A 24,750-nucleotide genomic window follows, 5' to 3' on the forward strand; every position below is an offset into this window, starting at 1 on the left:
TGCAAGCGTTTTCACTATTATTATAGTCCTTTTATTGCTTTTAGAAAAGTAAAATACTTAAATATTTAAATATTTTTCATTTTCATCAAAATACGTTCGATAAAACAATTATTTCATCAAAAAATACTGATTATATTTTTAAATATAGATCGGCTAGTCTTGTTTCCTACACTTCGCTTTATAGATTTTAGATTTTCCAATCTTCAGCTGAATAAAAATAAAACCTCAAGCTACGTTACATTAGCTGAGGTTTTGTTTTTTTACAAAGTAATTGTATATTTGTTCAATTGCTTGAGAATCCATTAATTCTTTACCATATTCCATTATACGGTAAATTGTTGCTGTTGACGGATTACCGTATTCCGCTAAAATAGCTATAAAATCCGCCTTCAATAATTGAAATTGCTCTTCTTCTTCTATCCAAAGATAAAAACGATCATCCCACGTATACAACTTCCCATCAGTTACACCAAGGTTATATAAGCGATTTGACAAATTGATTACATCATCTAATGTAGCAAACTCGTAAAGTATATGTTCGCTTTCATCAAGAGTCACTTGCATTTCAATAAACTCGTCACGGAACTCATCTTCTGTATCCACTTCGTGATTTTCTTTTGTTACAATTACAACCATACCTTGAGCTTGTAGAGAAAATACTTCAACAGCAATCGGTCCATCCGCTTCAAACCCTAATTCTTTATTCGCTTCTTGCATCATATCACGGAATAGTTGCTGTACTTTCGGTGCATTTCTCCACAAATCTTCTTTCGTTAATCCTCGTTCAGATAAATCATCAAATGTTAGGAAAATTTTAATCTTATTATAATTTAAACGTTCCAGTCTCATCTCATACCCTCCCTACGTAACCATTGCATCTAATTTTTATTATATGAAATAGAAAATAGATGGTTCTTTTCGAACGACTATTCTAACATTTTTAACCATCCATCCCATTCTTCTTTCGTATTACCAATTAGGATATTTTGAAGATTTAATTGATCTCCAATGCCTTTTCTTCCTATAAAACCACCAGAGAGGTTTTCATTTTTTTCTTGCAATAAGTCAATAAATTCTACTGCCTCTTCAAGTTCTCGTTCATCATCAAAAGATATAAACAAATATTTAGGTTGTAATTGCTCAATAGCTAGTAAAATACCTTCTTCATCTAAACTTGTCCCCATATACATTGCTTGATATCCTTTTAGTCGTAAATACGTCGCGAAAATAAATCCTTTTAATATATTATTTTCTAAAACGAAAACTTTGTTAACGGAAGAATACACTGACGCATTATGATATATCATTCCTAGACGTGTTTGTAAGAATGATACAACATATTTGAATTGTGACATTGTAATCTCATTATTATTTTTTAAAGATAACAACTTGTTTGCCACTTGAAGGATGATGCTTGTAACAACCTTTTCCGTTGAATATATACTAAAAACCTCGTTTAATAATGCAGAAGTTGTAATTTCATCAAATTTTAACAAAGCTTGTAGTATATCGTCCACTAAAACAACTTCTGTATCTGTAATTTTTTCTTTTTGAACGTTGTTCTGCAAACGATTCCCTTCCAATAACTGAACTGCTTGTCCAATCATCATCCCCTCAGAAACTTTATTCATTAACCATTTCAAAATATGAATATGCTCTTCTGTATATAAACGGTGCCCCGCACGATTTCTCTTTGGGGCAATAATATGATAGCGTCTTTCCCATGCGCGAAGTGTACTCGGTTGAATTCCGAGTATATTCGAAATAGCTTTTATATTATATGTCCCATTTAAAGTCTTCATTATTTTCCTCCGCATAATGTAATGATATGTGTTTGGGAAGGTGCCCGAAAACGAAGAGGGAATAATGTTGTTCCATACCCATTACTAACAAAGAGAGTCGTATTAGAATGCTTATATACACCACCCTTTAAATACTTTTCAGATGGAAACAACCGAATCTGACCTCCATGTGTATGTCCACTTAATACGAGCGAAATTTGTTCTTTACCAGACATTTTCTTTATTATATCTGGGTTGTGACTAATTAAAATGCGAAAACCTTCTTCTTTACAATCAGACAATGCTAAATCTAAACGATCTCGTTCTAATCCAACATCATCGATACCGAGTAAGCAAATTTTCTCTCCTAATTCAGACTCAAATACAACTCTTGTATTATCTAATACCTTCACATTATTTTCTATTAATAAAGCATCCAATTCGTGATATTCAATTTCATAATCATTATTTCCCCATACAAAATATACAGGGGCTATTTCTCTTAACTTTTGAATATTTAAAGAGATTTGCGATAAAGATACTCCTTTTTCAGCTAAATCACCGCCAATAATTACGATATCAGCTTTTCCTTTCACTCGTTCAATTAGCGAGCTAGAAATGGTCCTTCTATGAATATCCGAAATAAAAAAAACTTTAACTTTTTGAAAACTTTCCGGAAATTCTTCGAATACTAAAGTATGTTCCAACACTGTATTACGCATTGCTTCTTTATACATTCCAAGAAGACATACAAAACCAATGCATATGAGAGTACATAATAATATAATCCATGACATATATTTTTTACTCTCCCTCCTCGTAAAGTATAGTCCTTAATTTTATGTGCAGCTATATCACTCATTTAGCTAGCTCTCATACTTCGTGGACTTATCTTTTATAGGAATTTTCAATTCTTGTCCTACTTTCACTTCATCTTCTTGTAAATCATTATACTTTTTTATTATTTCTATCCCATTTTTATCTGAGAAATATTGCTTCGCTATACTTTCTAAAGTTTCTCCATCTTTCACAACATGAGTTGCTACTTTCTCAGACTGCTTCTTTGATTCAGTCTGAGCTGAATCAAAGAAAATCACTTCAAACGCACTTTTCTCAGCATTATTACTATCACTTTTTACCTGTATATACTTATCCGTATACCATAGGATACTAATAGGTAACAATATGAACAAAAATGTTAACACTCGGACGAAAATGTGATTCATTTTAAACTTTGGTTTGTTCTCTTTATTTCTATGAATTTCACTACGCGGCGGTAAAACTTCATCTTCTTCCACTTGCTCAACTTCTAACTCCTCTTCAAAATCAGGAATTCGTTTTCTCATGTTGTTCACCACCACCTTCCATTTATTTTCTTAATTGGAGCCCCATTATAAAATCAACAAGAAAGTGTGCAAAGATTGTTATAAACAAATTTCCTGTCCACTCGAATACATAACCAAAAACAAAACTAATAAAGCAGACGAAACAAAACAAAAAAGGCTTCGTTATATACCGAATATGTAACACAGCAAAAATTAAACTCGCTATTACAATTCCGAAATGAGTCTGCACTACACCTCTAAATAAAAACTCTTCCGCAAAGCCAATAATAAACGTGATAACGAGTAAATGCATGACAGAAATTCCTTGAAACATTCTATCGTTAATGCCACCATCATCAAACCAAGATTCTGGAAACACTCGCATTGCAACATAATCTAATAACACAATACAGATCGCTAACAAGCTACCTATTACAAGTATAGAAACCGGTTCCCATTTCCACAAACTATAAACTTCTCTTTTATCTTGAAATAATATATATGCTAGTAAACAACCAATACCAATAATGGTTAGTTGTGTTATGTAGAGATTCAGTCTTATTTCTCTCGGACTCATATCTTCAACATTATGCCTTTGAATGTTCATCATTCCTCCATCTTCCCTAGGCCGAAAAGCTTTTGTAACTCTGTTTCCCAATTATAGTCGAAAACTAACTGTTGCGCTCGTCTTTTTTTATAATCCGTTTTTGTAATACCACAGTAATCACAACAGTTTTCTATCTCTTTTTCTTTTCTATAACCGAATTGTTGTAATAAATATTCACGTCTACATCCTTGAACTTTTATCCATGACTTCATATTTTCTAGCTCACTATATTTATTGCGCAGTCTCACTTCCACTTCCGCTATTAATCTGTGCATTATTTCATCTGACAAGCTCTCTAGCATGAGATTTCGCTGTTGTATGATTCCAAGATGTTCGAGATGATAACGTGTAAAACGCCAATACTGTTCATTAAATCTTGCTGCATTATAACAAATTTCTTCTACATCTTCTAATGGTAATACTTTCGTTTGAAACATTCTTTCTTGTAGTAACGAAAATAAAAATTGTATTTGCGATTTACTTGGCAATTCATCTTCAATGATTGAAATTGGCAAATCGTGATCCAATGGACTACATAATAAAATGGCTATACTCAATTCTCCATCTCTTCCCGCTCTTCCAATTTCTTGTAAATAGGAAGCTACATTTGTCGGATATTGAAAATGAATAATATATCTTGTATTCGCCTTATTTACCCCCATCCCAAAAGCGCTTGTACATATTACAATTTGCAACTGGTCATTCATAAACTGTTGTTGAATTAACATACGCTCTTCATGTTCCATACCACCATGATAAAAAGCTACACCTGTAATTCCTTTTCCTCTTAAATACTCGGTTAAACGCTCTGTCCAGGCCCTACTTGAACAATAAACAATACCAGGCCCTTGCAAATACATTACATGCTCAAAAAGCGCCTCTTTTTTTTCTTCTATTGTTTCCACAAATTGCACTTCCATCGCAATATTTGGACGATCAATTGAGTACACATGCTCAGCTATATTTTTTAGATTTAAACTTTCCGCTATATCTCGCAGTACATCCTTTGTCGCAGTTGCTGTTAATGCTAGTACTTTCGGAGATCCGATACTCTCAATTACTTTATCTAATTTTTTATAATCTGGCCGAAAATCATAGCCCCATTGTGAAATACAATGCGCTTCATCTACGACAAATAATGAAATATGAATTTTTTTCAATTCTCTTATTAGAAGTTCCGACTGCAACATCTCTGGTGATACGAAAACAAATTTATAAAAAGATAGCTTTTTCATTGCTTCTCTTTTTTCACTTAACGTCCGAAAACTATTCAATGCAATAACTCGATTTTTTACGACATACTTTAATTGCGTAACTTGGTCTTCCATTAAAGATAATAATGGTGATACAACAAGCACCGTACCCTCTTGCAGAAGCCCCGGAAGTTGATAACACATTGACTTTCCTCTTCCAGTCGGAAGCATTGCTACAACATCTTTCCCTTCCAATAAGTCCGTAATAACTCCTTTTTGCCCCGGACGAAATTCAGAATATCCAAACCACTTATATAAATATTCCTCAAGCTTCATTTATACCCTCCATCCGCGCCAATACAAGACGGACTTCAAAATAAGAGATTTCCTCTCCAACCGCTTGCTTCAACACACGCAATTTGCGTGTTTGTAATGCTTCAATTACTTTTGTTACTTTTTCTATTTTTTCTTTTTTCATAAACATCTCAATAGAAAATTCTTTTTCTCGTAAAGCAATTTCTACAAAATGGTCTTCTATCGTGGCAACCTTCAAATTCCGAATTGTTGCTATTTCTTCTAAAGAGCGTCCTTGTTTCCAAAGATTATATGTTTTTTTCGTTGATAAGCTAAATAAATCAGCTTTCTCATTTGGATAAGATATAATTTCAGCTAATAATGGAAACTCATTTTCTTTATTGCGAACTTCTTGAATAAGGAAATGAATTGTACCCCAAAATAAAAAATAAACTCGAAATATATCTTGTTTCGTAATTTCCGCTAATTGTTGTAAAGTACACCCAATACGTTCATACCCAGTTAACCGATATGTTACGATTGTCGCCTCTACTGGATTATTTTTTTGTAAAAGAGTATGCATTTCCTTCCATAATCTTTTAGCCAATTCACTTCTCATATATGGTATTCCAGTGAGGAAGCGTTTCACCCACATCATTATTTCTGTATCCTGTTGAATTGGAATAAATTTCGTATTCGCCTGTTGTAAATTCGAAATGGTTTGAACGATCAATGATAATCTCCTCCAAAACGTTTCACCTATTTCACCATAGTGTAAACCATTTAAATACGTCGGAAAGGCAAAGTCACCTTCCCATTTGTTTAATTGCATGTTACCAGCAGTCGTTAACACATATGTATTATCATGTATACCTTGAACTAAATCCGTTCGTAACAACCTTGCAACTTCTTGATCATAATCAGCTCTATTTAATGACTTATAAATCCCAAACAAAAAAGAAATTTGAAACATATTCCCATCTTGTAATGTTTGCGACGATCTCTTTCCTTTTAATAAATAATAAATCGAAGAAACGGTTCTTTCACCATTCAATTGTTTTAAACAATATAATAAAGTATATTGTAGCTGCATTACCGCTTCCACCTCTCTGTCTAACTTCATTCCCTTTTCAATACGATTGCACATTAACTGCTATTCATTTAACTTATCATATTCACACTACATGCTTGTATATATTCTATTGTATCAAACGAAATAACATTTAAGTATTTTGAAAATCTTATGAAATAATTCAAAAATAAGTTGACACTCTAATTGATAAGCATTATCATTATAATTTTATGTTGAAAAGTTTTAAAAACCGTTTTACAATAAGGTTATAATTTTTTGGCGAACTTTTCACATACATATTATCAGGAGGGAAAAAAGATGGCAAAATATACAATCGTTGACAAAGATACTTGTATCGCATGCGGTGCTTGTGGTGCTGCTGCACCAGACATTTATGACTATGATGATGAAGGTATTGCATTTGTAACATTAGACGATAACCAAGGTATCGTTGAAATTCCAGATGTATTAATTGAAGATATGATGGATGCATTCGAAGGTTGTCCAACTGACTCAATTAAAGTTGCTGACGAATCATTTGATGGCGACTCTTTAAAATTCGAATAGTCTTTTATTAACTTTAAACCCCCCTCATAAGTATGAGGGGGGTTTTTACTCTCTTTTTCATTCTCACTAACAAAAAAACCATTGGCAGCGTAACTGCTAATGGTTTAATATTTTTAAGCATTTTTCATTTTTGCAAATACCCATACTTTCAAGCGTGAAAATAATGCTACAAATACAATTGTTACAACAATTCCTTTAATTACATTAAACGGTAATATCGCCGTTACAATAGTTTGTCGCATAATATCACTAGACATAGCTGGTGAATTTAAAAACCAAGTGTACGCTGGTAAAATAATAAAGTAGTTTAACACACTCATAATAACTGTCATAGTAATTGTGCCTAGCATTAATCCTGTCGTTAAACTTTTTACTGTGCGATACTTTCGGAATAAGAATGCTGCTGGACCAATAAATAAACATCCCGCTATAAAGTTTGCTACTTCTCCTACTGGTACTCCCGTTAAACTTCCTTGAATCCCGTAATGCAAAATATTTTTTATCGCTTCTACAATTACACCTGCAATTGGACTAAAAATTATCGCCGCAATTAAAGCTGGCACATCACTAAAATCAATCTTTAAAAATGGCGGAAGCCCTGGGAATGGAAAATCCAACATCATTAGTAAATACGCAATACTACTTAGCATCGCTACACTCACCATCTGCACTACACTGTTTTTTTGTTTCATCTTTCTCTCTCCTTTTCCATCGATCTTCTCATGGAAAGTGGAAAGGTTCTGCTATGCCTATTTTTTCATAGAACGAAAAAACCCTTTGTGATTTACACAAAGGGAGAATTTTAAGGCACATCAAACAGACGTTCAAATACTTATCTTTTTTGAACGCTTGAACCTCCATCTTCTCCCATCCAGACTGTACTGTCGGCTTTGGAATCACACCAAATCCTGCCTTAACGGCTCGCGGGCTTAGAACGAAATTATTAACTGTTCATCACCGCCGGTCGGGATTTTCACCCTGCCCCGAAGATAGACCGATATTCTATTTTCCACTTCATTATACAACAACATGATCGTATTGTGAACAAAAAAAGTGTAACTTATTAAAAATAAGTTATTTATTTTATATTATTAAAGAAGCAATCACTATATTTTACAATACAACCCATATTTTTTATAATTCGGTATTTCTCTTATGAATCCCCTAGTCATATGTCGTCAAAAGTGATAAGATGTTGAATTGTTAAGATAAGAACATTTTCTGAGTTATGGAGGAAATGTCATGAAGAAAGATAAAAGACACTCTATTCGAGAAGCAATGAAAAAGAACTTAAGAAAAGAATACTTTTATTTGAAAAAAGAATTACTTTTCTACTGTCCAATTGATTTAGGCACATTCTCAAGAGAGACATACTACGCTACTTTTGACCAAGATGGCATAAGTATTTATCAGTATGATAAAAAAACAGAAAGTAAATTAAAATTGTGTGAGCGTCATCCATGGAAGAGTTGGAATAAGGTAAAAGTTGATCACTATTTAACAACTTCTCAATTTATTTTCCAAGGTGAGCGAAACTGGATTTTATCCCTTTTCCAAAAAGGAAAAGAAGCTCAAAAAATAATTGAAGAACATACATCTTTACAAACGGAAGTTGTTTCCCGTCCTTTTTCCAAGAAACTTCCTGGTTTCCGTTCTGATACACCATTGAATAAATACATCGGTAGCATTTGTTACACTGCACTTATTGCATTTTTATTAAAATGGATGATTCCATTTCAAGCACCACAAATCGCCCTGTATTCTCTTTCAATTGGCTTTATGCTTCTTGGTTTACTTTGTCTTACAATTGGTCTAATCGAACCAACTATCGTACTATTTCGGACAAAAGAAAAAACAAGAACAAAAGTCTTTTACTTATATAGCTACTTAGCTATTTCTGGATTTATATGTGTCTTTATTTTTTGGTAAAAGAAGCCGTCCCAAAAGATCTTTTGGGACGGTTTTTCGTTAAGAATAGGTTGCTCTTATTGTCGCATTTTGTTATTAAGTCGATATAATTTCATTTACTATCGCAATCTTAACTAAGACGAAAGTAAGTTTATTCAAAAGTTATGCTTTTGGGACGTTTCCTTTACTTAACGTATAGTTGTTGATTCGGATAGATTTGCTCTTGTCGCAATCCATTCCTCACTTTAATTTCCTCAACTGTCATACTAAATTTCCGAGCAATGCCAACTAAAGTATCACCTTTTTGTACAACATATAGTGATGATGACACGACTTGATTTTTTTGTTCATTTAAAACAAGCAACGGATTCATCGCATTCCTTTTCTCCATCGTCCATCTCCCTTGATGCACTTCTAAATGTAAATGCGCTCCTCGCGATTCTCCTGTATTCCCTACCTCTCCAATTAGCTTTCCTTTTGAAATGTTATCCCCTTGAACTACATATCTCTTATTTAAATGCGCATAAACAGCCTCATATTCTCCATGTTTAATAAACACAACATTTCCATAACTACTTGAAAAATAAGACTTTGTCACCTTACCATTTTGAATAGCTGCAACAGGCGTTCCAATAGGCGCAGCTATATCAATACCATAGTGTTTCCCATGTCTTGTCCCAAAATAATCACTTATCTGCCCATCAACAGGCCATATCCACTGATTCCCTTCAGCGTAAACATGTAATTGAGATAAAAATAATATACTCAATATCAACACGCCACATTTTAACGCTTTCATATACATCCTCCGTTTTCTAATAACCGTCATACCTTCTCTATTGTGGGATATTACAGAAAAAAGTATACAAAAAAAGAAAGTGAATTACTCCACTTCCTTCTCTTCTTTATTACGAAAAACAAGTGCACTGCGGTTATATTCCACATCTTTCACTTGTAAACGTGCATTTATTACTCTAGCAAGCGCAAATAAATAATCAGATAACCTATTTACATACTTTAGAACAATTTCATTGGTTTCTCCTTCTTTTTGCAATGACACTATACAACGTTCTGCTCTTCTTATAACTGTACGTGCAATGTGTAGTGCAGCCGATACCTCGCTACCGCCTGGTAAAATAAAACGCTCTAACGGCGGCGCTTCTTCTGTATACGAATCAATTCGTCTCTCTAAATACTCGACCATCTCTATCGTTACTTTATAAGGGATTTTCTTCTCTACTATTGCTAAATCCCCTCCACAATCAAATAGTTCATGTTGAATATTTTCAAGTTCGCTATAAATGTTACGAAAACATTCCTCTTGTAATTTAGACATGGCATATCCGATATGAGAATTCGCCTCATCAATTGTGCCATAAGCTTCTACACGTATATGATCTTTATCCACTCGGCCACCTATGACACTCGTTTCCCCTTTATCACCTGTTTTTGTATACAGTTTCATTTCATTATGGCACCTCTCTTTTTATTTTCATTCTGATTATTAAAGAAAAAAAACTCTACCATTCTTTATTTAATTGCACTTACAAAAAAATAAAAAAACAGTAAAGCTTTTATTCATGATCAACTTTAAAAAACATATATATCTAAATTATACGATTTGGTAAATATACAGAGAATATAGTTCCTTCTCCAACGACACTTGATACAAAAATCTTCCCGTCATGACCTTGAACAATATTTTTAGCAATCGCAAGCCCGAGTCCTGTTCCAACTTTTTTCCCGCGAGTTCTCGCTTTATCAGCTTTATAGAATCGATCGAACAAGAACGGAATATCTTCTTCTGGAATACCAGCACCTGAATCTTGCACTTCGAAAGTAAGGCCACTATTTTTCGTATTAATTACAAGTGTAACATGTCCACCTGCATTTGTATGACGGATTGCATTATCAATTAAATTCGTCAGTACCTGTTCCATACGGTCTGCATCAAACGGATATTGTGCAATTGGAATTTGGAAATCCACTGTTAATTGGACTTCTTTATCCTTTGCAATCCCCTGGAATTTACGGCCAATTTTTTCAACAAATGGATGAATATCTACTTCACCTATATGTAACTCTACATGTCCACTTTCCATACGGGCTAAATCTAATAACTCATTTACAAGTTTACCTAAACGAACAGATTCATCATAAATAATTTGAACAAACTCATTAATTTCTTCTTTCGTTTGCACAATATCATCTAAAATTGCTTCACTATATCCTTGAAGCATTACCATCGGTGTACGAAGTTCATGTGATACATTCGCAATAAAGTCTTGACGCATTTTCTCAAGACGACGCTCCTCCGTCATATCTCGCAATACTGCTACAGCTCCACGAATTTTTGTCTGATTGTAAAGCGGTGTCATAAGAACTACGTAGTTACCTTTTTGCAAATTAATTTCAACAACTTGTTGTTGCTCACTTTCTACAACGAGATGGAATAGTTCAACAAGTTCAGAAGGCAGTTTTTTACTTAACTCCACTTCTTTTTCTTCTTGCCAAACTTGTAAGAAGTGTTCTGCCGGTGGGTTGATAACAACGACTTCACCTTCTTGATTTAACGTAATAACACCATCTGCCATACTACTCAAAATGCTAGCCAACTGCTCTTTTTCTTGCTGCAGGGCATTCATATTAAACTTCAACTGTTTCCCCATTTGATTTAAAGCAGTTGCAAGCTCACCAATTTCATCCTGCGACACCATAGGGGCTTTCGTATCAAATTTCCCGCGCGCTACCTCAAATGCAACCTCACGCATTTTACGAAGCGGTGCCGTAATTCGAGTAGATAAGAAAAATGCAAAGAAAGTTGTTAAAATAATCGCAATCCCGGCTGATAAGAAAATAAAATCAGTCGTTCTCTCCATACCTTGTATTGGAACTTGCAATGATTCATATACAAACACCGCACTTTGATTTTTTGACTGTACTGGTTTCCCGACGATCATAATATCATTTTCAGTGTTCTTATTCTTCCTACTATTAGAAGCTTTTCTAATATTATTCTTAATATCCTTTTTATCTGTAAAAACAGCTGCTAATTCTTTATCATTTTTCAAATCATCTATTGTAAGAGTAACTAATCCTTCTTGTTTCGGCGAAGAAGAAATTTCCTTACCATCTTCTACAATGATAATCCTTGAAAGTGGATCAGAAAATTTGTAAGCAATATCCTCAATCGTTTTTACATCGGCACCTTCTTCAATTAATTCCGTGACACTTGTTGCAACTTTCTGAAGCCTAGCTTCACTCATATCAACATAATACGTTCTAAAAAACTGTGAAAGTAAAATAGCAACAAATCCAAGAACAAACGAAACGAGAAGTAATATGGTCATCCATAACTTCCCTACTACACTTCTCCAAAGCATCAGTCGTTCACAACCTCAAACTTGTAACCAACGCCCCAAACGGTAACAATCATCTTCGCTGCATCTGGTGATTGTTTACTTAACTTTTCACGTAAACGCTTTACATGCGTATCAACTGTACGTAAATCTCCGAAGAATTCATATTGCCATACTTCTTTTAACAATTGCTCACGGTCAAAAACTTTATCCGGGGCTTTCGCTAAGAATAATAGCAATTCATATTCTTTCGGTGTTAAGTTTACTTCATTACCATCCGCTGTAACGCGGTGCGCATCATTATCAATTGCTAAATGAGGGAACACAGTAACATCTTTCGTCGTTGTATCTTGTGTAAAGAATGTCGTTGGTACAGCGCGGCGTAATACCGCTTTCACACGAAGTACTACTTCACGCGGGCTAAACGGCTTTACAATATAATCATCAGTTCCAACTTCAAACCCTTGTACCCTATTTACTTCCTCACCTTTTGCTGTCAGCATAATAATTGGCGTCGCTTTCTTCTCACGAATCCCTTTACACACTTCGATACCATCTTTACCAGGCATCATAATATCCAATAGGATTAAATCATAATCATTTTGTAACGCCATTTCTAAAGCTGTATCACCATTATCCGCTTCTTCAATTGTGTATTGCTCTCTTTCTAAATACATCTTTAATAAACGACGAATACGATCCTCATCGTCTACAATTAAAATTCTTGATTCATTTTCCATTTCTACCCGCTGCGTACTTTTACCACAACGGTTTACACCTACCCTTCTACAATATAATGTTGCACCTATCCTCGTTTAATTAAGCACTTTTTAACGTTCCACTTCCCATATTATGCTTCACAAGAATAATAAAGTTTGTTCATTTTTTTTCCAAAACTATGTATTTTTTTTGAACAGTATATTGGGTCCTCGACATCATTTTACAGAATCAACTACTACTTTGTCATGTTTTTCTCAAAAAAGAAGAAAATTTGACAAAAATAAAATAGGAAAGTGACATACACTCTCCTATTTTATTTCTCTATGCATATGAATGTAAACCCGCGATAATTAAGTTTACTACAATAAAGTTAAACATAATGATTGCAAAACCAATTACTGCAAGCCAGGCGGATTTTTCTCCATGCCATCCTTTAGATAAACGTAAATGTAATACCGCAGCATAAAAGAGCCAAGTAATAAGCGCCCAAACTTCTTTTGGATCCCAACCCCAAAAGCGCGTCCAAGCAATTTGAGCCCAGATCATTGCAAAGATTAACGCTCCTAATGTAAACACTGGGAATCCTATCGCAATAGAACGATATCCGATTTCATCTAATAAATCACTATTCGTATTCTTTACTAACGGCTGAAGTGCAGCTGACACTCGCTTACGTAAAACAAGTCTTAATACAATATAAAGTAGTGTTCCGACTAACACGGACCAAATAACAGTATTTAATTTTTTCGCATTTACAATCGCTGGGACTTCAACTGTTGGCTCTAATTTATTTTCCGTCATTAATTTCCCTTCATGCGGTCCAACTAAAGCAGGGAGATTATACTTCATCTCAACTTGTTGTTCATTTTTATCAATCCATTGAAACTTCGCTTCGTATTTCATACTAGAAAATACCGTTGTTACTCCAATAAATCCAACTGTACAAACAAGTGTGAAAACTACTGTCTCTAACCAAAATGTACGCTTACTTCTTGTTGATTGATCTACATTTTTCAGTAAATACATTACGCCTGTAATAAAACTAATTGCTAATATTGCTTGTCCCGCTGCCGCTGTCGTTACATGAATATGTAGCCAATTACTCTTTAAAGATGGGATAAGCGGTGAAATTTCTCTCGGGAACATACTTGCATAAGCGATTAACAAAAGAGCTACCGGTAAAGCAAATAAGCCAATAATACTTACACGATATACAAAGTACATAATGATAAAAGCTCCCACAAGCATCATGCCGAAAAATGTACCAAATTCAAAAAAGTTGCTAACTGGTGCATGTCCTGATGCAATCCATCTTGTAACAAAATATACTATTTGCGCAATAAATCCTAAAATTGCTATAGTTATACCTACATTTGCCCACTTATGACCTTTTTCTTTAATTGCTCCTCCAAAAAATAAAGTCGCAATTAAATATAAGATGAACGCGGCGAACAGAAAATTACTACTTATTTGTACCATATCGTTTCCCCACCTTAACTAATTTTTTTATCATTCATTTTATCGTGTGGTTGTGGAATCGCTGTTCCTTCTAGTACTCTTTCAATATCTTTCTTTAAGCCGAACCAATTTTTATTCGTATGGCCTGCAACCCACCATTCATCATTAACACGTTGTATCCAAATACGGCGATGGTTCCAATACATACCTTGAATCACACCAACCATAAATATAAATCCTCCAATACCGAGAATCCAAAGCGTCAAATCTTTTCTTACTGTAAGAGCTGTTGCATTTTGCATTTCCACACCTGCAAATGACATTTTATATTTATTATTCCCGTCAGGCTCTATGTTTTGCTGAATACCGACGAAACTAACTTCACCATCTGGTGTTTCCGGGGTAAACATTTTAAAGACGAATGCAGGATTATTCGGTAATTTCGTTTTCGTATTCGGCCTTCCACTCTCATCAAAATAAAAATCAGGAAAATAGCTTAATAGTTCTAGAGAATACCCATTTCCTAAATCATATTTTTCTGTAGGATTCGCTAAATCTACTTTAATCGGTCCCCACTTTTGATTATTTTCTTTGTTTTGCAAATGGAAAGACATGCTTTTAAACTCACTTTCTTTGTAATCCACTTGATAAACAGCAAATTGATCAAATTTCAGTGGCTCATTCACTCGAATTTCAGCTTCTTTTACCTTTTCTAATTTTGGTTTTTGACCCGCTATATTTTCTCCTACCGCTTTATATAATACAGCATTTGTTTGGAAGTTTTTCGCAATCATTTTATCACCAACACGATCAATTGCTTCATCAAAAACTTCTTTATCCTTACTCTTATCATAAACTTCCTTGATAAACTTTTCGTTTTTCAAATAGTATTGACCATCTGTTCCTGGTATTTCTTTCGTTTCACCGTCACGTAACCAAAGTGCTTCATCTACATACATAATCGGTAAAAAACGTAGCATTGCACCGAATAGAAAGATAATAAGACCAATATGGTTTACATATGGACCCCAACGGGAAAAACGTCCCTTTTCCGCTAAAACGTTCCCGTCTTCCACTTTCACATTATAATTACGTTTCTTTAAATTAATTTGAACTCGTTCTAAGTCACCTTCATACGGCGTACCAGTCCCGTGCACTCTCTGTCTTTTTAAAAAACTTGGGTGTCTTTTCACCCCTTGTTTTTTTAAAGCTTTATAAAGAGGAATGACACGGTCTAAACTACATATAACAAGTGAAATACCAATGGAAGCAATTAAAATCATGTACCACCATGATCCATATAAATTATTAAATCCTAATTGATAGTATAATTGTCCTAAAAATCCATACTCGGTCTTATAATATTCAGCTGGTTCGATTCCTGGAGTTATGTACATTTCTTGGGGAAAGATAGTTCCTATTGCCGATGCAGCTAAAGTTATTACAATTAACCATACACCTACTTTTACAGAAGAGAAAAAACTCCAAATTTTATCGACTATCGTTTTTGTATGTGTGAGAGATCTCCGGGCACTCCCCTCATATCTCATATCCAATAATTTCATATTTTCATTACTTTCAAATGGTTTCCCACATGCTTCACAAAAAATGGTTCCTATCGGATTAACATGTCCACATTCACACTTAATTTCTTTCAAAGCTCTCACCGCCCTTTTATCTATATGTATTATTGTATATTCCAGCTTAGAGTTACCGCAATACTCAGAATTCTTAAAGCGAAGGTGCTATACGTAAGCACCTCTTATGTAAAGGCTTTCTTAATTATGGAGTAATTTTCTTTAAGTACTCTTCCAATTGTTCCTTCGTTTGCTCACCTATAATTTGCTCTACTACCTTGCCTTCTTTATCAATTAAAAAGGTTGTTGGTAATGGGCCTACTCCATATGTACCTATGATTTTTTGCCCTTTATCAATTGCAACTGGGAATTTCAAATCATATTGTTTCACAAAGTTCTTCACTGCGATATCCGTTTCATCTGCATCTAAGGCAATAATTTCAACGCCTTTTTCTTTATATTTCGGATATAACTCATTCATATAAGGCATTTCTTTTTCACAAGGTTTACACCAAGTTCCCCAAAAATTTAAAAATACACCTTTTCCCTTTAAATCTTTTAATTCAATATTCTTTCCTTCTAAATCAGTTACAACAAAGTTAGGTGCTTCTTTTCCAATTTGCATTTTCTCTTTATCAGTAAAAAATCCTTGATATAGCGTAAACCCTACCGCACCGCTTAAAATGAGCAAAATGATAACACGAAATAATAAGCGATTTTTTTTCATATTGTCTCCCCTCTCTTCGACGAGTGATAAATATATGTATTTTTTAATAAATCACCAGCGGAGCATTCCACTGGTGAAAGTTTCACAATATAGATTAGCGAGGCTTTGTAGAAGCCAATGCACGTAATTGTTTCACCTCATGTGGTGTCAATTCTCTTGCATCACCAGGACGCAAGCTACCCACTTCTAAAAAGGCATAACGTTCACGTTTTAATTTCATTACTTTACAATCTAACGCTTCAAACATGCGGCGTACTTGACGGTTACGTCCTTCATGAATCGTTAATTGTACAATCGCCATCTCTTTACGCTTGTCCCAAGAAATAATTTTCACTTGTGCTGGTGCTGTTTTCCCATCTTCTAATGCAACACCTCGTTCTAACATGCGAATTTTCTCACCTGTTAATGGCCCTTTAATTTTCGCAACATACGTTTTTTCAACTTTATATTTCGGATGCATTAATATATTTGCGAAGTCCCCATCGTTTGTCATCAATAATACGCCAGACGTATCATAATCTAAGCGTCCGATTGGGAATAAACGTTGTCTAATTTCAGGGAAAAAGTCTGTTACAACATTTCTTCCTTTATCATCTGATACACTTGAAATTACACCAGTTGGTTTATATAGTAAAAAATAAACAGGTTCTTCTTTTTCAAGAGGGATGTTATTTACTTCTACTTTATCTTGAGGAGTTACTTTTGTTCCTAACTCCTTCACTATTTTCCCGTTAACTTTCACTTTTCCTTGCTGAATTAATTCCTCAGCCTTTCTTCTCGATGCAATACCTGCTTGCGCAATCACTTTTTGTAATCGTTCCATTTCTTTTTTTCACCTCGAATTTATCTTACCTTACATTAGAAAGACTTGGCAACCGCCTAAGCTTTATGCCATTTACTTCGCCTATCTTTAACAACATAGCAATGATAATAAACGTATAAAGGCTATATCACGTTTTCACCCTTTATTATTATTTACACTTTTTCATGTTGTCCACGATAAAAGTTCACCATTTTGTCAAAAATACCGCATAAAAAAACCACTATTAAACTACACGTTAATAGTGGTCTTATACGTATTATAAGCGAAATAGCGCAAAAAATGAATAGCATTACCGAAACAATAGGGAAACAAACACAATTGAACAAATAATTCCGATTAAATCTGCAAAAAGTCCTACCTTTAATGCATCTCCCATTTTTCTAATACCGACAGCCCCAAAGTATACTGTTAATATATAAAAAGTCGTATCTGTGCTACCTTGCATCGTTGAAGCTAACCTACCAATAAACGAGTCTGGCCCATATGTAGCGATTAAATCGGTCGTAATACTTAAACCAGCAGATCCCGAAATCGGTCGTATAAGTGCAAGTGGAACGATTTCGGCTGGTACATGAATAAGGTCTAACATCGGCTTCATTACCGATATCATCGCATCTAAAGCACCTGATGCCCGGAAAATAGAAATAGATACAAGCATTCCAACCATAAACGGCAAAATGGAAACCGCAATTTGAATCCCTTCTTTTCCGCCCTCAACGAACGATTCATACGTTGGAACTTTCTTTATCGTGCCATACAAAAGGATAAAACCAATTACACAAGGAATTACCCATAATGAAATTGTATTTACAATACTCATTTTTTCCGCCCCTTTCTACTCCTTCTCCGGTAAAAATAGCGGTCAATCCAAATCGCTCCAATCATCGATAACACTTGTGCTATAAATGTTACGCCAACGATTTCAGTAGGGTTTGCTGATTCATAAGTCATTCGAATCGAAATGACAGTAGTCGGAATTAATGTAATTGCTGAAGTATTTAATGCTAGAAACGTCACCATAGAACGACTTGCTGAATCCTTTCCACCATTTAACTCTTTCAGTTGTTCCATTGCTTTAATACCTAAAGGTGTTGCTGCATTACCTAACCCAAAAAAGTTCGCCATCATATTTGATAAAATGAATCCCATTGACGGGTGATCCTTCGGTATTTCTGGAAATAATCTTTTTACTATCGGCATAAAAAGTGATACTAACTTCTTTAACAATCCAGCTTCCTCAGCAATTTTCATTAAACCGAGCCAAAATACTAAAACACTAATAAGTCCAATACAAATCGTTACAGCATCTTTTGACCCTTCAAATATTGCTTTGGTCACTTCTTCCATCGTTCCATTTATCATGGCATACACAATCCCTATAACTGCCATCGCTGCCCATACGAGATTAACCATCTATCCCAACACCTATCATGTAAGAGAAGATTTCTTTTACGTTATTCCAATACATTCCCGTTGTAGCTACTAACTTTCGTTTACTGTAAAACAAATTTCGTTCTCCAACTTTCTCGTTCCCTACATAAATTTCTGTCTTCCCAATCTTTACTCCATCCGTAAGTTTTTCACTTTTATCGAGCTCAACTTTCAATAACACGCTCTTTCTTTCCTCTTCAGTTAAAGGTACAGAAAAACTATTTTTCGTATAAACATGATTGGCATATTTCTTTTCATTTATTTCAGCGATTGCTCCTTGTCCTAAAACTTTCGCTTGCTTATAGCGTTCAAAGCCTTTATCAAACAAATTCATATGATCATCCCAGTCACTAGAAGCACTCAAAGTTACGACAATTAAATCTAGTCCATCTTTTGAAGCTGTTGTGACAAGCGTCCGTCCTGCTTTCTTCGTAAAACCTGTCTTTCCCCCTGTTGCAAATTCATAATAAGATGTCACAAGCTTATGTTTATTTTTCCACGGATAATCCCAAGAATCTGATTTATACGTTTTTGTTCCAAAAATTTTCTTAAAGTTCTCGTTCCCCATTGCATATTTCGTTAATAATGCCATGTCATAAGCCGACGAATAATGCGATCCATCCCCATCCAAGCCATGCGGGTTTGAGAAATGTGTATCTTTCATTCCGATTTCTTTCGCCTTTTCATTCATTAAATATACGAACCCTTCTATACTCCCTCCCACATTTTCAGCAATTACTTGTGCTGCATCATTACCAGATCTAAGCATTAATCCGTAAACTAAATCTTCTAGCTTCACTTTTTGTCCAGGTTTTAAATAAATTGCCGACCCTTCTACTCGTACCGCTTCACTACTAACCGATACTAACTCTTTCATTTTTCCTGATTCTGCAGCTAACAATGCTGTCATAATTTTTGTTATACTAGCAATTTTTTGTGGCTCATGTTCTAATTTTCCATATAGCACACGACCGGATTGTTGTTCCATTAAGACTGCGTTACGAGCACTGACACCACCGTTCATTTTTGCATATGCAGGAATCGGCATAACGCTTGCGTACATTATAATTAGCGTAATTATTATACAAATTCGTCTCATATTTCCCCCCACGTCCTTTTGGCACTTTTTGTACAAGTGTATGCTTGGCCTTTTAAAATATGAACGAAATCTTCCTTCCACCTCCACTAAAAAAGACGCATGGGATATGCGTCTAATACGGTGTCCATTCAATTTGCTTCGCACTTTCAAATCTCTTTTCTACATCTGGCCAATTTACAACATTCCACCAGTTTTTAATATATTCATCTTTTCGATTTTGATATTGTAAATAATACGCATGTTCCCATACATCCAGTACAAGGAGTGGTATCGTATCCCACTGTGTAAACAATTGATGAAGCGTGCTTTGCAAAATTTCTAACCTTCCTGAACGGGGTACCCATACAAGAATCGCCCATCCTGAACCTTCCACTTTAGAAGCTGCTTCTGTGAAATGCTTTTGAAAACGTAAAAAACTTCCGAAATCTTGCTCAATTTGTTGTGAAAAAGCCCCTCTCGGACTTCCACCACCATCTTTTTTCATGTTATTCCAAAATATCGTGTGTAAGTAATGACCTGATCCATGAAAAGCCGCTTCTCTTTCCCAATGCTTAATTAAATCGAATTGATTTGTTTTTCTCGCTTCTTCCATCATCTTCTCTGCTTTATTTAATCCTTCCACGTAACTACGATGGTGTTTATCATGGTGTAACATCATAATTTCTCGTGAAATGTACGGTTCTAGCGCATTATATGGATAAGGTAATGGCGGAAGGGTATGCCCCCCAATCGGAACAGCTCGTTCGCTATCCCCTCTTTCACATAGTTCATATTCCTCTCCTTCTTGCATAAATACTTCCTGTAAATGGTGTTGAATATGTTCTACATCATCACTTATTTCATACATAAACTCGGCATCTGTGTCGTATTCATGCTCTTTCATACGCTCTAATAACGTTTGAATTTTATAAGCAAGCATATGGACATCATACACTTCCATTGCACGGCTATCTAATACTTGAAGAACACTTTCACACCAGCTTTCTACTTCATGAAAGTAATCTGTAAATACACCTTGCTGACTCATGTCACACCTCCTTGATGCTATTCACTTTAACTATATTCAATTAAAATCCCTTATATAACTGGACAAAAGGAAAAGAAGCTAAGTGTCCTTAGCTTCTTTTCCTTAATTAATATTTGTGCAACATTTTTGTTTGGTAATCTGTCTCATAATATTCTAGTTCTTCACGCATCAATTGAAATTTCCCTTCTAACTCCTTCATCACTCGTTCTATAGATCCAGGAGGGATTTGCTGAAAAACAATAGAATTTTTCCCTGTATAAGCAGAACGACTATTTTCATACCAATGATCATTCTTTGGCGAAAAAAACTCTGCAATTACTTGATGGTAAATCTTATATAAAACTTTTTCAGCTGCGGTCTTTCGAAATGGTTGGCCATTCAACAAAACAAAACATGCATCAAGTCCTTCTTCACAAAAAACAAGAAGTCTTCTTATTGATGCTAATATACCTTTATAATATTGCTCGTTTCCTGTTGGTGTCTCCTCCAATAAAGAAGGTAACGTATGATAATTCACATAATTAGTTATCAAGGAAATTACATCTTCTAAAAATATAGAAACTTGTTCTGTTTGATTTTCAACCATCAAATTAGACATGGCTTCTCTCTCCTTTGCCGTTTTACGTTATTTCTACTCTTTTATTTTTATGTAATTCAGCTAATATTTCTTGTACTTTCACCACTGTTCCCTCGTCAAAGTATCGTTGAAATTCTGTTACTTCATTGAGATACAAGCGTTTCTGCCCGCGTAGCTCTTTATTGTTCACTAAACAAGCAATCGCTACAATATCTCGTAAATATACGTCTTGTTCTTCTACTTTATAAACTGGATTTCCTTCAAAAGGGATAATTTCTTGTAAAATTTCTTCAAAATATCGAACATATAAGACAGAAAAGGTTTTCTCTTGATTATTTAATATATATGTCACTTCAGATCTATTAAAAAAATCTTCTGATGTATTCGGTTTTGCTTTTTCTAACTCATATCCTGCATAACCTATTATAATCATCTACTTCCCCTCTCTTCCTTCTTTCATCTTATCTTAACTTAATTTTTCGATAAACGAAATATTCTTTTAAATATAACCTATATAAAAAATAGCTTCCCTATACAGGAATTTACCTTTTTATTTTTCTTGAAGTTTGTCATAATAATATTATTGTCTCAGTTTTCTTACACAAGGAGAGTTGTATTTATGTCGTTTTCATGGAAACGTTTCTTACAAATCGGGAAAATAATCTTCCCATTTGTTGTCTTAACAATTGTTTTCTTTCAAGCTAAAAAAGAATTAGCAGGCATTTCTTTTTTAGAAGCAATTGAAACAATTAAAAACATTCCAACTGGTGGGGTATTTTTAGCGATTACACTCGGTGCATTTGCCGTTTCAACAATGTTCTTTTATGACTTTGTTATGCTTCGTTACTTAAAAGCAGATATACCTGTACAAAAGATTTTCCGTATCTCATGGATTGCAAACACTTTAAATGGATTTATCGGTTTTGGTGGTCTTGTTGGTGCCGGTGTACGTACAATGCTATATCGTCCACATATAAAAGAGAATGGGAAACTTATTAAAAGCATTGCTTGGATGACAACCGCTTTTATTAACGGATTAGCCATTCTGTCATTCCTCGGCCTTATTGGAATATTAGACACTAGTTTTATTCTGCACGAAAAACCGTGGTTATGGCCTGTTCTTATCTTCTTTGCTCTTTTCGTTCCTATATATATTGGGTTTTCTAAAATTAAAAATAGAAAACCAAAACAGCTAGACGGACAAGAAACTGAAGAAGAAGAGAAAAATCCAACTGTTTTATATTCATTAGTGTCATTAGTCGAGTGGGTATCTGCTGGTATCGTTATGTACGTCATTTTAATATTGTTTGGAATTGATATCGACTTTCAAAAGTTTTTAGGTGTTTATGTAATTGCTGCTTTAGCTGGTGTCGTAAGCCTTGTCCCTGGTGGTCTTGGTTCATTTGATCTTGTTTTCTTAACCGGACTAGGACAATACGGAGTTGATACAGGCGTATTACTACCCGCTATGTTATTATATCGACTTGTCTATTACATCTTACCATTCTGCCTTGGTCTCATTTTTGCAGCATTTGAAATGACTGGCGCGGCCATAAAAAAAATTGAGGATAAACCATTTATTGCACCTGCGTTAGAAACAACTGGTGTAATTTGGACTTTACAACGTGATTTTTTAGGGAAATTAGGTTCATGGGCATCCGCCGCTTTAACCGTATTCGCTGGCTTAATGGTTATTCTATCAACAATTTTACCGACTAGTATAAATCGAGCTCACGCCTTACATATTTTAGCTCCAAAGCACCTTATTCAATTTTCTTTTAGCTTATCATTAACATTCGGTATTCTCCTCCTGATTCTTTCGCGAGGCATATATTATGGAACAAAGCGTTCTTACTATATGACGATTGTTTCTTTAATTGGAGCAGCAATCTTTAATACCCTAAAAGGAATTGATATTGAAGAAACCTTTATTTTATTAATCGTACTTGCTGTGTTGTATATGCTTCGTAAAAGATTTGCACGCGAGAAAATGGAAGTCTCTCTTTCTGACATCGTAAAAGTTTTTATCTTCTTATTACTTACGTTATATTTATATAAAAACTTAGGTATTTTATTTGCGGGTGCAAAAGAAGCATTCCAACCTGATTTTGTCGTTCGAAATATTACACAAGTTAAACGAAGTGCATTAGCAGCAGCCTTTTTCGTTCCTACTTTTTTACTTATCGGTTCACTAATTGCCAATCGTTACCGTAGTCAATTTCCCGGGCAACCAGCAAATGATAAAAGGTTAGAAAACTTCTTAGATGAACATGGTGGGAACGTACTTAGTCATTTAGGTTTTTTAGGAGATAAACAGTTCTTCTTCAGTAGTGACGGAAAAGCACTTCTTCTCTTTTCAATTACTGGAAAACGTCTTGTTGTACTAGGTGATCCAATTGGTGATCCAGCCTCCTACCGCACTGTGTTGCAAGAATTTTTAGCTGAGGCTGATCGATTTGGGTATATTTGCGTATTCTATCAAATTGAAAGCAAATGGATGAGCTTATACCACGATTTCGGCTACAACTTCTTTAAACTTGGCGAAGAGGCTGTCGTTGATTTAAATACCTTTACAATAACAGGAAAAAAACGTGCTGGTATGCGAGCTACTTTCAACCGTTTTGAACGAGAAGGTTATACATTCTCTATTCATGAGCCACCATTCTCAGACGAATTATATGAGGAACTAAAGAAAGTGTCTGATGCTTGGCTCGGCGGAAAAAAAGAGAAAGGATTTTCACTTGGGTACTTCGATCGTGAGTATATTAGTCGTGCCCCTATCGCTACATTATCTGATGCAGAGGGAAAAATCATTGCATTCACAACCTTTATGCCAGTATATCAAAGTGGCATATTATCTGTTGATTTAATGCGTTATTATCCAGATGCCCCTAGCGGAATTATGGATGCAATTTTTATCCACTTATTCCACTGGGCAAAAGAAAATGAATACCATTCCTTTAATATTGGTATGGCACCACTCTCAAATGTCGGTTTATCAACGCAATCGTTCTGGTCTGAACGAGTTGCTGCTGCAATATTTAATAACGTTCGTTACACATATAGCTTCAGCGGTTTACGACATTTCAAAGAAAAATACAAACCTGCATGGAGTGGAAAATATTTAGCATTTCGAAAGAATCATTCTTTACCAATTACAATGCTCTCTGTAACAAAATTAATAGGAAAACGAAAAAACAGCTAA

The 24,750-nt window shown here is 34.8% G+C and carries 25 protein-coding genes and 1 riboswitch; of the genes, 3 read left to right on the forward strand and 22 right to left on the reverse strand.

The annotated features are described in order from the left end of the window. Nucleotides 1-240: 240 nt before the first annotated feature. The 7 genes from ACE38F_RS20465 to ACE38F_RS20495 all read right to left on the reverse strand — a co-directional run bounded on the left by ACE38F_RS20465 (nucleotide 241) and on the right by ACE38F_RS20495 (nucleotide 6,293). Nucleotides 241-849, reverse strand: coding sequence for a genetic competence negative regulator (locus ACE38F_RS20465; protein ID WP_002158605.1), 609 nt, complete (start codon nucleotides 847-849; stop codon nucleotides 241-243). Between the two features lie 77 nt (nucleotides 850-926). Continuing rightward, nucleotides 927-1,802 (reverse strand): MerR family transcriptional regulator, encoded by an 876-nt coding sequence (locus ACE38F_RS20470; RefSeq protein ID WP_375369789.1) that lies wholly within the window; start codon nucleotides 1,800-1,802, stop codon nucleotides 927-929. Beyond that, nucleotides 1,802-2,578, reverse strand: coding sequence for a metallophosphoesterase (locus ACE38F_RS20475; protein WP_215555759.1), 777 nt, complete (start codon nucleotides 2,576-2,578; stop codon nucleotides 1,802-1,804). Before ACE38F_RS20475 ends, ACE38F_RS20470 begins: the two co-directional genes overlap by 1 nt. A gap of 69 nt (nucleotides 2,579-2,647) precedes the next feature. Beyond that, complete coding sequence (locus tag ACE38F_RS20480) at nucleotides 2,648-3,127, reverse strand: LysM peptidoglycan-binding domain-containing protein (protein WP_215555758.1); 480 nt, start codon at nucleotides 3,125-3,127, stop codon at nucleotides 2,648-2,650. A gap of 22 nt (nucleotides 3,128-3,149) precedes the next feature. Next, nucleotides 3,150-3,713 carry a CPBP family intramembrane glutamic endopeptidase gene (locus ACE38F_RS20485; RefSeq protein WP_375369929.1) on the reverse strand — a complete coding sequence of 188 codons (564 nt, stop codon included), beginning with the start codon at nucleotides 3,711-3,713 and terminating at the stop codon, nucleotides 3,150-3,152. Continuing rightward, nucleotides 3,713-5,242 carry a RecQ family ATP-dependent DNA helicase gene (locus tag ACE38F_RS20490; RefSeq protein ID WP_215555757.1) on the reverse strand — a complete coding sequence of 510 codons (1,530 nt, stop codon included), beginning with the start codon at nucleotides 5,240-5,242 and terminating at the stop codon, nucleotides 3,713-3,715. The genes ACE38F_RS20485 and ACE38F_RS20490 overlap by 1 nt, the downstream gene beginning before the upstream one ends. Next, nucleotides 5,232-6,293 carry a YpbB family protein gene (locus ACE38F_RS20495; RefSeq protein ID WP_375369790.1) on the reverse strand — a complete coding sequence of 354 codons (1,062 nt, stop codon included), beginning with the start codon at nucleotides 6,291-6,293 and terminating at the stop codon, nucleotides 5,232-5,234. Before ACE38F_RS20495 ends, ACE38F_RS20490 begins: the two co-directional genes overlap by 11 nt. A gap of 297 nt (nucleotides 6,294-6,590) precedes the next feature. Here ACE38F_RS20495 and ACE38F_RS20500 point away from each other — a divergent pair, with 297 nt between their 5' ends. Continuing rightward, on the forward strand, nucleotides 6,591-6,839 hold the full coding sequence (locus ACE38F_RS20500) for a ferredoxin (protein WP_001151994.1): 249 nt from the start codon (nucleotides 6,591-6,593) through the stop codon (nucleotides 6,837-6,839). 113 nt (nucleotides 6,840-6,952) lie between these two features. Here ACE38F_RS20500 and ACE38F_RS20505 read toward each other — a convergent pair whose 3' ends face one another. Beyond that, on the reverse strand, nucleotides 6,953-7,531 hold the full coding sequence (locus tag ACE38F_RS20505; protein WP_002011769.1) for an ECF transporter S component: 579 nt from the start codon (nucleotides 7,529-7,531) through the stop codon (nucleotides 6,953-6,955). A gap of 163 nt (nucleotides 7,532-7,694) precedes the next feature. Beyond that, nucleotides 7,695-7,834, reverse strand: a riboswitch (FMN riboswitch). Nucleotides 7,835-8,081: 247 nt separating this feature from the next. On the opposite strand from ACE38F_RS20505, the gene ACE38F_RS20510 reads away from it, so the two are divergent. Further along, entirely contained in the window at nucleotides 8,082-8,768 is a 687-nt protein-coding gene (locus ACE38F_RS20510; RefSeq protein ID WP_002149409.1) for a hypothetical protein, read from the forward strand. A gap of 163 nt (nucleotides 8,769-8,931) precedes the next feature. Here the strand turns inward: ACE38F_RS20510 and ACE38F_RS20515 are convergent, their stop codons facing one another. The 14 genes from ACE38F_RS20515 to ACE38F_RS20580 all read right to left on the reverse strand — a co-directional run bounded on the left by ACE38F_RS20515 (nucleotide 8,932) and on the right by ACE38F_RS20580 (nucleotide 21,978). Continuing rightward, nucleotides 8,932-9,546, reverse strand: coding sequence for a peptidoglycan DD-metalloendopeptidase family protein (locus tag ACE38F_RS20515; protein WP_215555756.1), 615 nt, complete (start codon nucleotides 9,544-9,546; stop codon nucleotides 8,932-8,934). A gap of 84 nt (nucleotides 9,547-9,630) precedes the next feature. Beyond that, nucleotides 9,631-10,212, reverse strand: a complete 582-nt coding sequence (locus ACE38F_RS20520; protein ID WP_215555755.1) for a cob(I)yrinic acid a,c-diamide adenosyltransferase — start codon at nucleotides 10,210-10,212, stop codon at nucleotides 9,631-9,633. A gap of 142 nt (nucleotides 10,213-10,354) precedes the next feature. Beyond that, nucleotides 10,355-12,130: a sensor histidine kinase ResE gene (gene resE, locus ACE38F_RS20525; protein ID WP_375369791.1), complete on the reverse strand. Its 1,776-nt coding sequence runs from the start codon at nucleotides 12,128-12,130 to the stop codon at nucleotides 10,355-10,357. After that, nucleotides 12,130-12,846: a DNA-binding response regulator ResD gene (gene resD / locus ACE38F_RS20530; RefSeq protein WP_215555753.1), complete on the reverse strand. Its 717-nt coding sequence runs from the start codon at nucleotides 12,844-12,846 to the stop codon at nucleotides 12,130-12,132. Before resD ends, resE begins: the two co-directional genes overlap by 1 nt. A gap of 301 nt (nucleotides 12,847-13,147) precedes the next feature. Continuing rightward, a complete protein-coding gene (gene resC / locus ACE38F_RS20535) occupies nucleotides 13,148-14,305 on the reverse strand; it encodes a cytochrome c biogenesis protein ResC (RefSeq protein ID WP_193645865.1) in 1,158 nt (385 codons plus the stop codon). A gap of 14 nt (nucleotides 14,306-14,319) precedes the next feature. After that, nucleotides 14,320-15,942, reverse strand: a complete 1,623-nt coding sequence (gene resB, locus ACE38F_RS20540; protein WP_375369792.1) for a cytochrome c biogenesis protein ResB — start codon at nucleotides 15,940-15,942, stop codon at nucleotides 14,320-14,322. Between the two features lie 124 nt (nucleotides 15,943-16,066). Then, nucleotides 16,067-16,588, reverse strand: coding sequence for a thiol-disulfide oxidoreductase ResA (gene resA / locus ACE38F_RS20545; RefSeq protein WP_002064495.1), 522 nt, complete (start codon nucleotides 16,586-16,588; stop codon nucleotides 16,067-16,069). A 94-nt stretch (nucleotides 16,589-16,682) separates the two neighbouring features. Beyond that, nucleotides 16,683-17,411, reverse strand: a complete 729-nt coding sequence (gene rluB, locus ACE38F_RS20550) for a 23S rRNA pseudouridine(2605) synthase RluB (RefSeq protein ID WP_341307263.1) — start codon at nucleotides 17,409-17,411, stop codon at nucleotides 16,683-16,685. A 289-nt stretch (nucleotides 17,412-17,700) separates the two neighbouring features. Next, complete coding sequence (spmB, locus tag ACE38F_RS20555) at nucleotides 17,701-18,231, reverse strand: spore maturation protein SpmB (protein ID WP_002201161.1); 531 nt, start codon at nucleotides 18,229-18,231, stop codon at nucleotides 17,701-17,703. Next, a complete protein-coding gene (gene spmA / locus ACE38F_RS20560) occupies nucleotides 18,228-18,824 on the reverse strand; it encodes a spore maturation protein SpmA (protein ID WP_016094459.1) in 597 nt (198 codons plus the stop codon). The genes spmB and spmA overlap by 4 nt, the downstream gene beginning before the upstream one ends. Continuing rightward, complete coding sequence (locus ACE38F_RS20565) at nucleotides 18,817-19,941, reverse strand: D-alanyl-D-alanine carboxypeptidase family protein (protein ID WP_341307264.1); 1,125 nt, start codon at nucleotides 19,939-19,941, stop codon at nucleotides 18,817-18,819. The genes spmA and ACE38F_RS20565 overlap by 8 nt, the downstream gene beginning before the upstream one ends. A 112-nt stretch (nucleotides 19,942-20,053) precedes the next feature. Next, on the reverse strand, nucleotides 20,054-20,968 hold the full coding sequence (locus ACE38F_RS20570) for a superoxide dismutase (protein ID WP_002030730.1): 915 nt from the start codon (nucleotides 20,966-20,968) through the stop codon (nucleotides 20,054-20,056). Nucleotides 20,969-21,074: 106 nt separating this feature from the next. Then, nucleotides 21,075-21,566, reverse strand: a complete 492-nt coding sequence (locus ACE38F_RS20575; RefSeq protein ID WP_002158618.1) for a YpuI family protein — start codon at nucleotides 21,564-21,566, stop codon at nucleotides 21,075-21,077. A 22-nt stretch (nucleotides 21,567-21,588) separates the two neighbouring features. Beyond that, nucleotides 21,589-21,978 (reverse strand): hypothetical protein, encoded by a 390-nt coding sequence (locus ACE38F_RS20580; protein ID WP_215555749.1) that lies wholly within the window; start codon nucleotides 21,976-21,978, stop codon nucleotides 21,589-21,591. A gap of 186 nt (nucleotides 21,979-22,164) precedes the next feature. Here ACE38F_RS20580 and mprF point away from each other — a divergent pair, with 186 nt between their 5' ends. Continuing rightward, nucleotides 22,165-24,750, forward strand: coding sequence for a bifunctional lysylphosphatidylglycerol flippase/synthetase MprF (mprF, locus tag ACE38F_RS20585; protein ID WP_375369793.1), 2,586 nt, complete (start codon nucleotides 22,165-22,167; stop codon nucleotides 24,748-24,750).

It is taken from the genome of Bacillus altaicus, assembly GCF_042136375.2.
In the GTDB taxonomy this organism is placed as follows: domain Bacteria; phylum Bacillota; class Bacilli; order Bacillales; family Bacillaceae_G; genus Bacillus_A; species Bacillus_A cereus_U.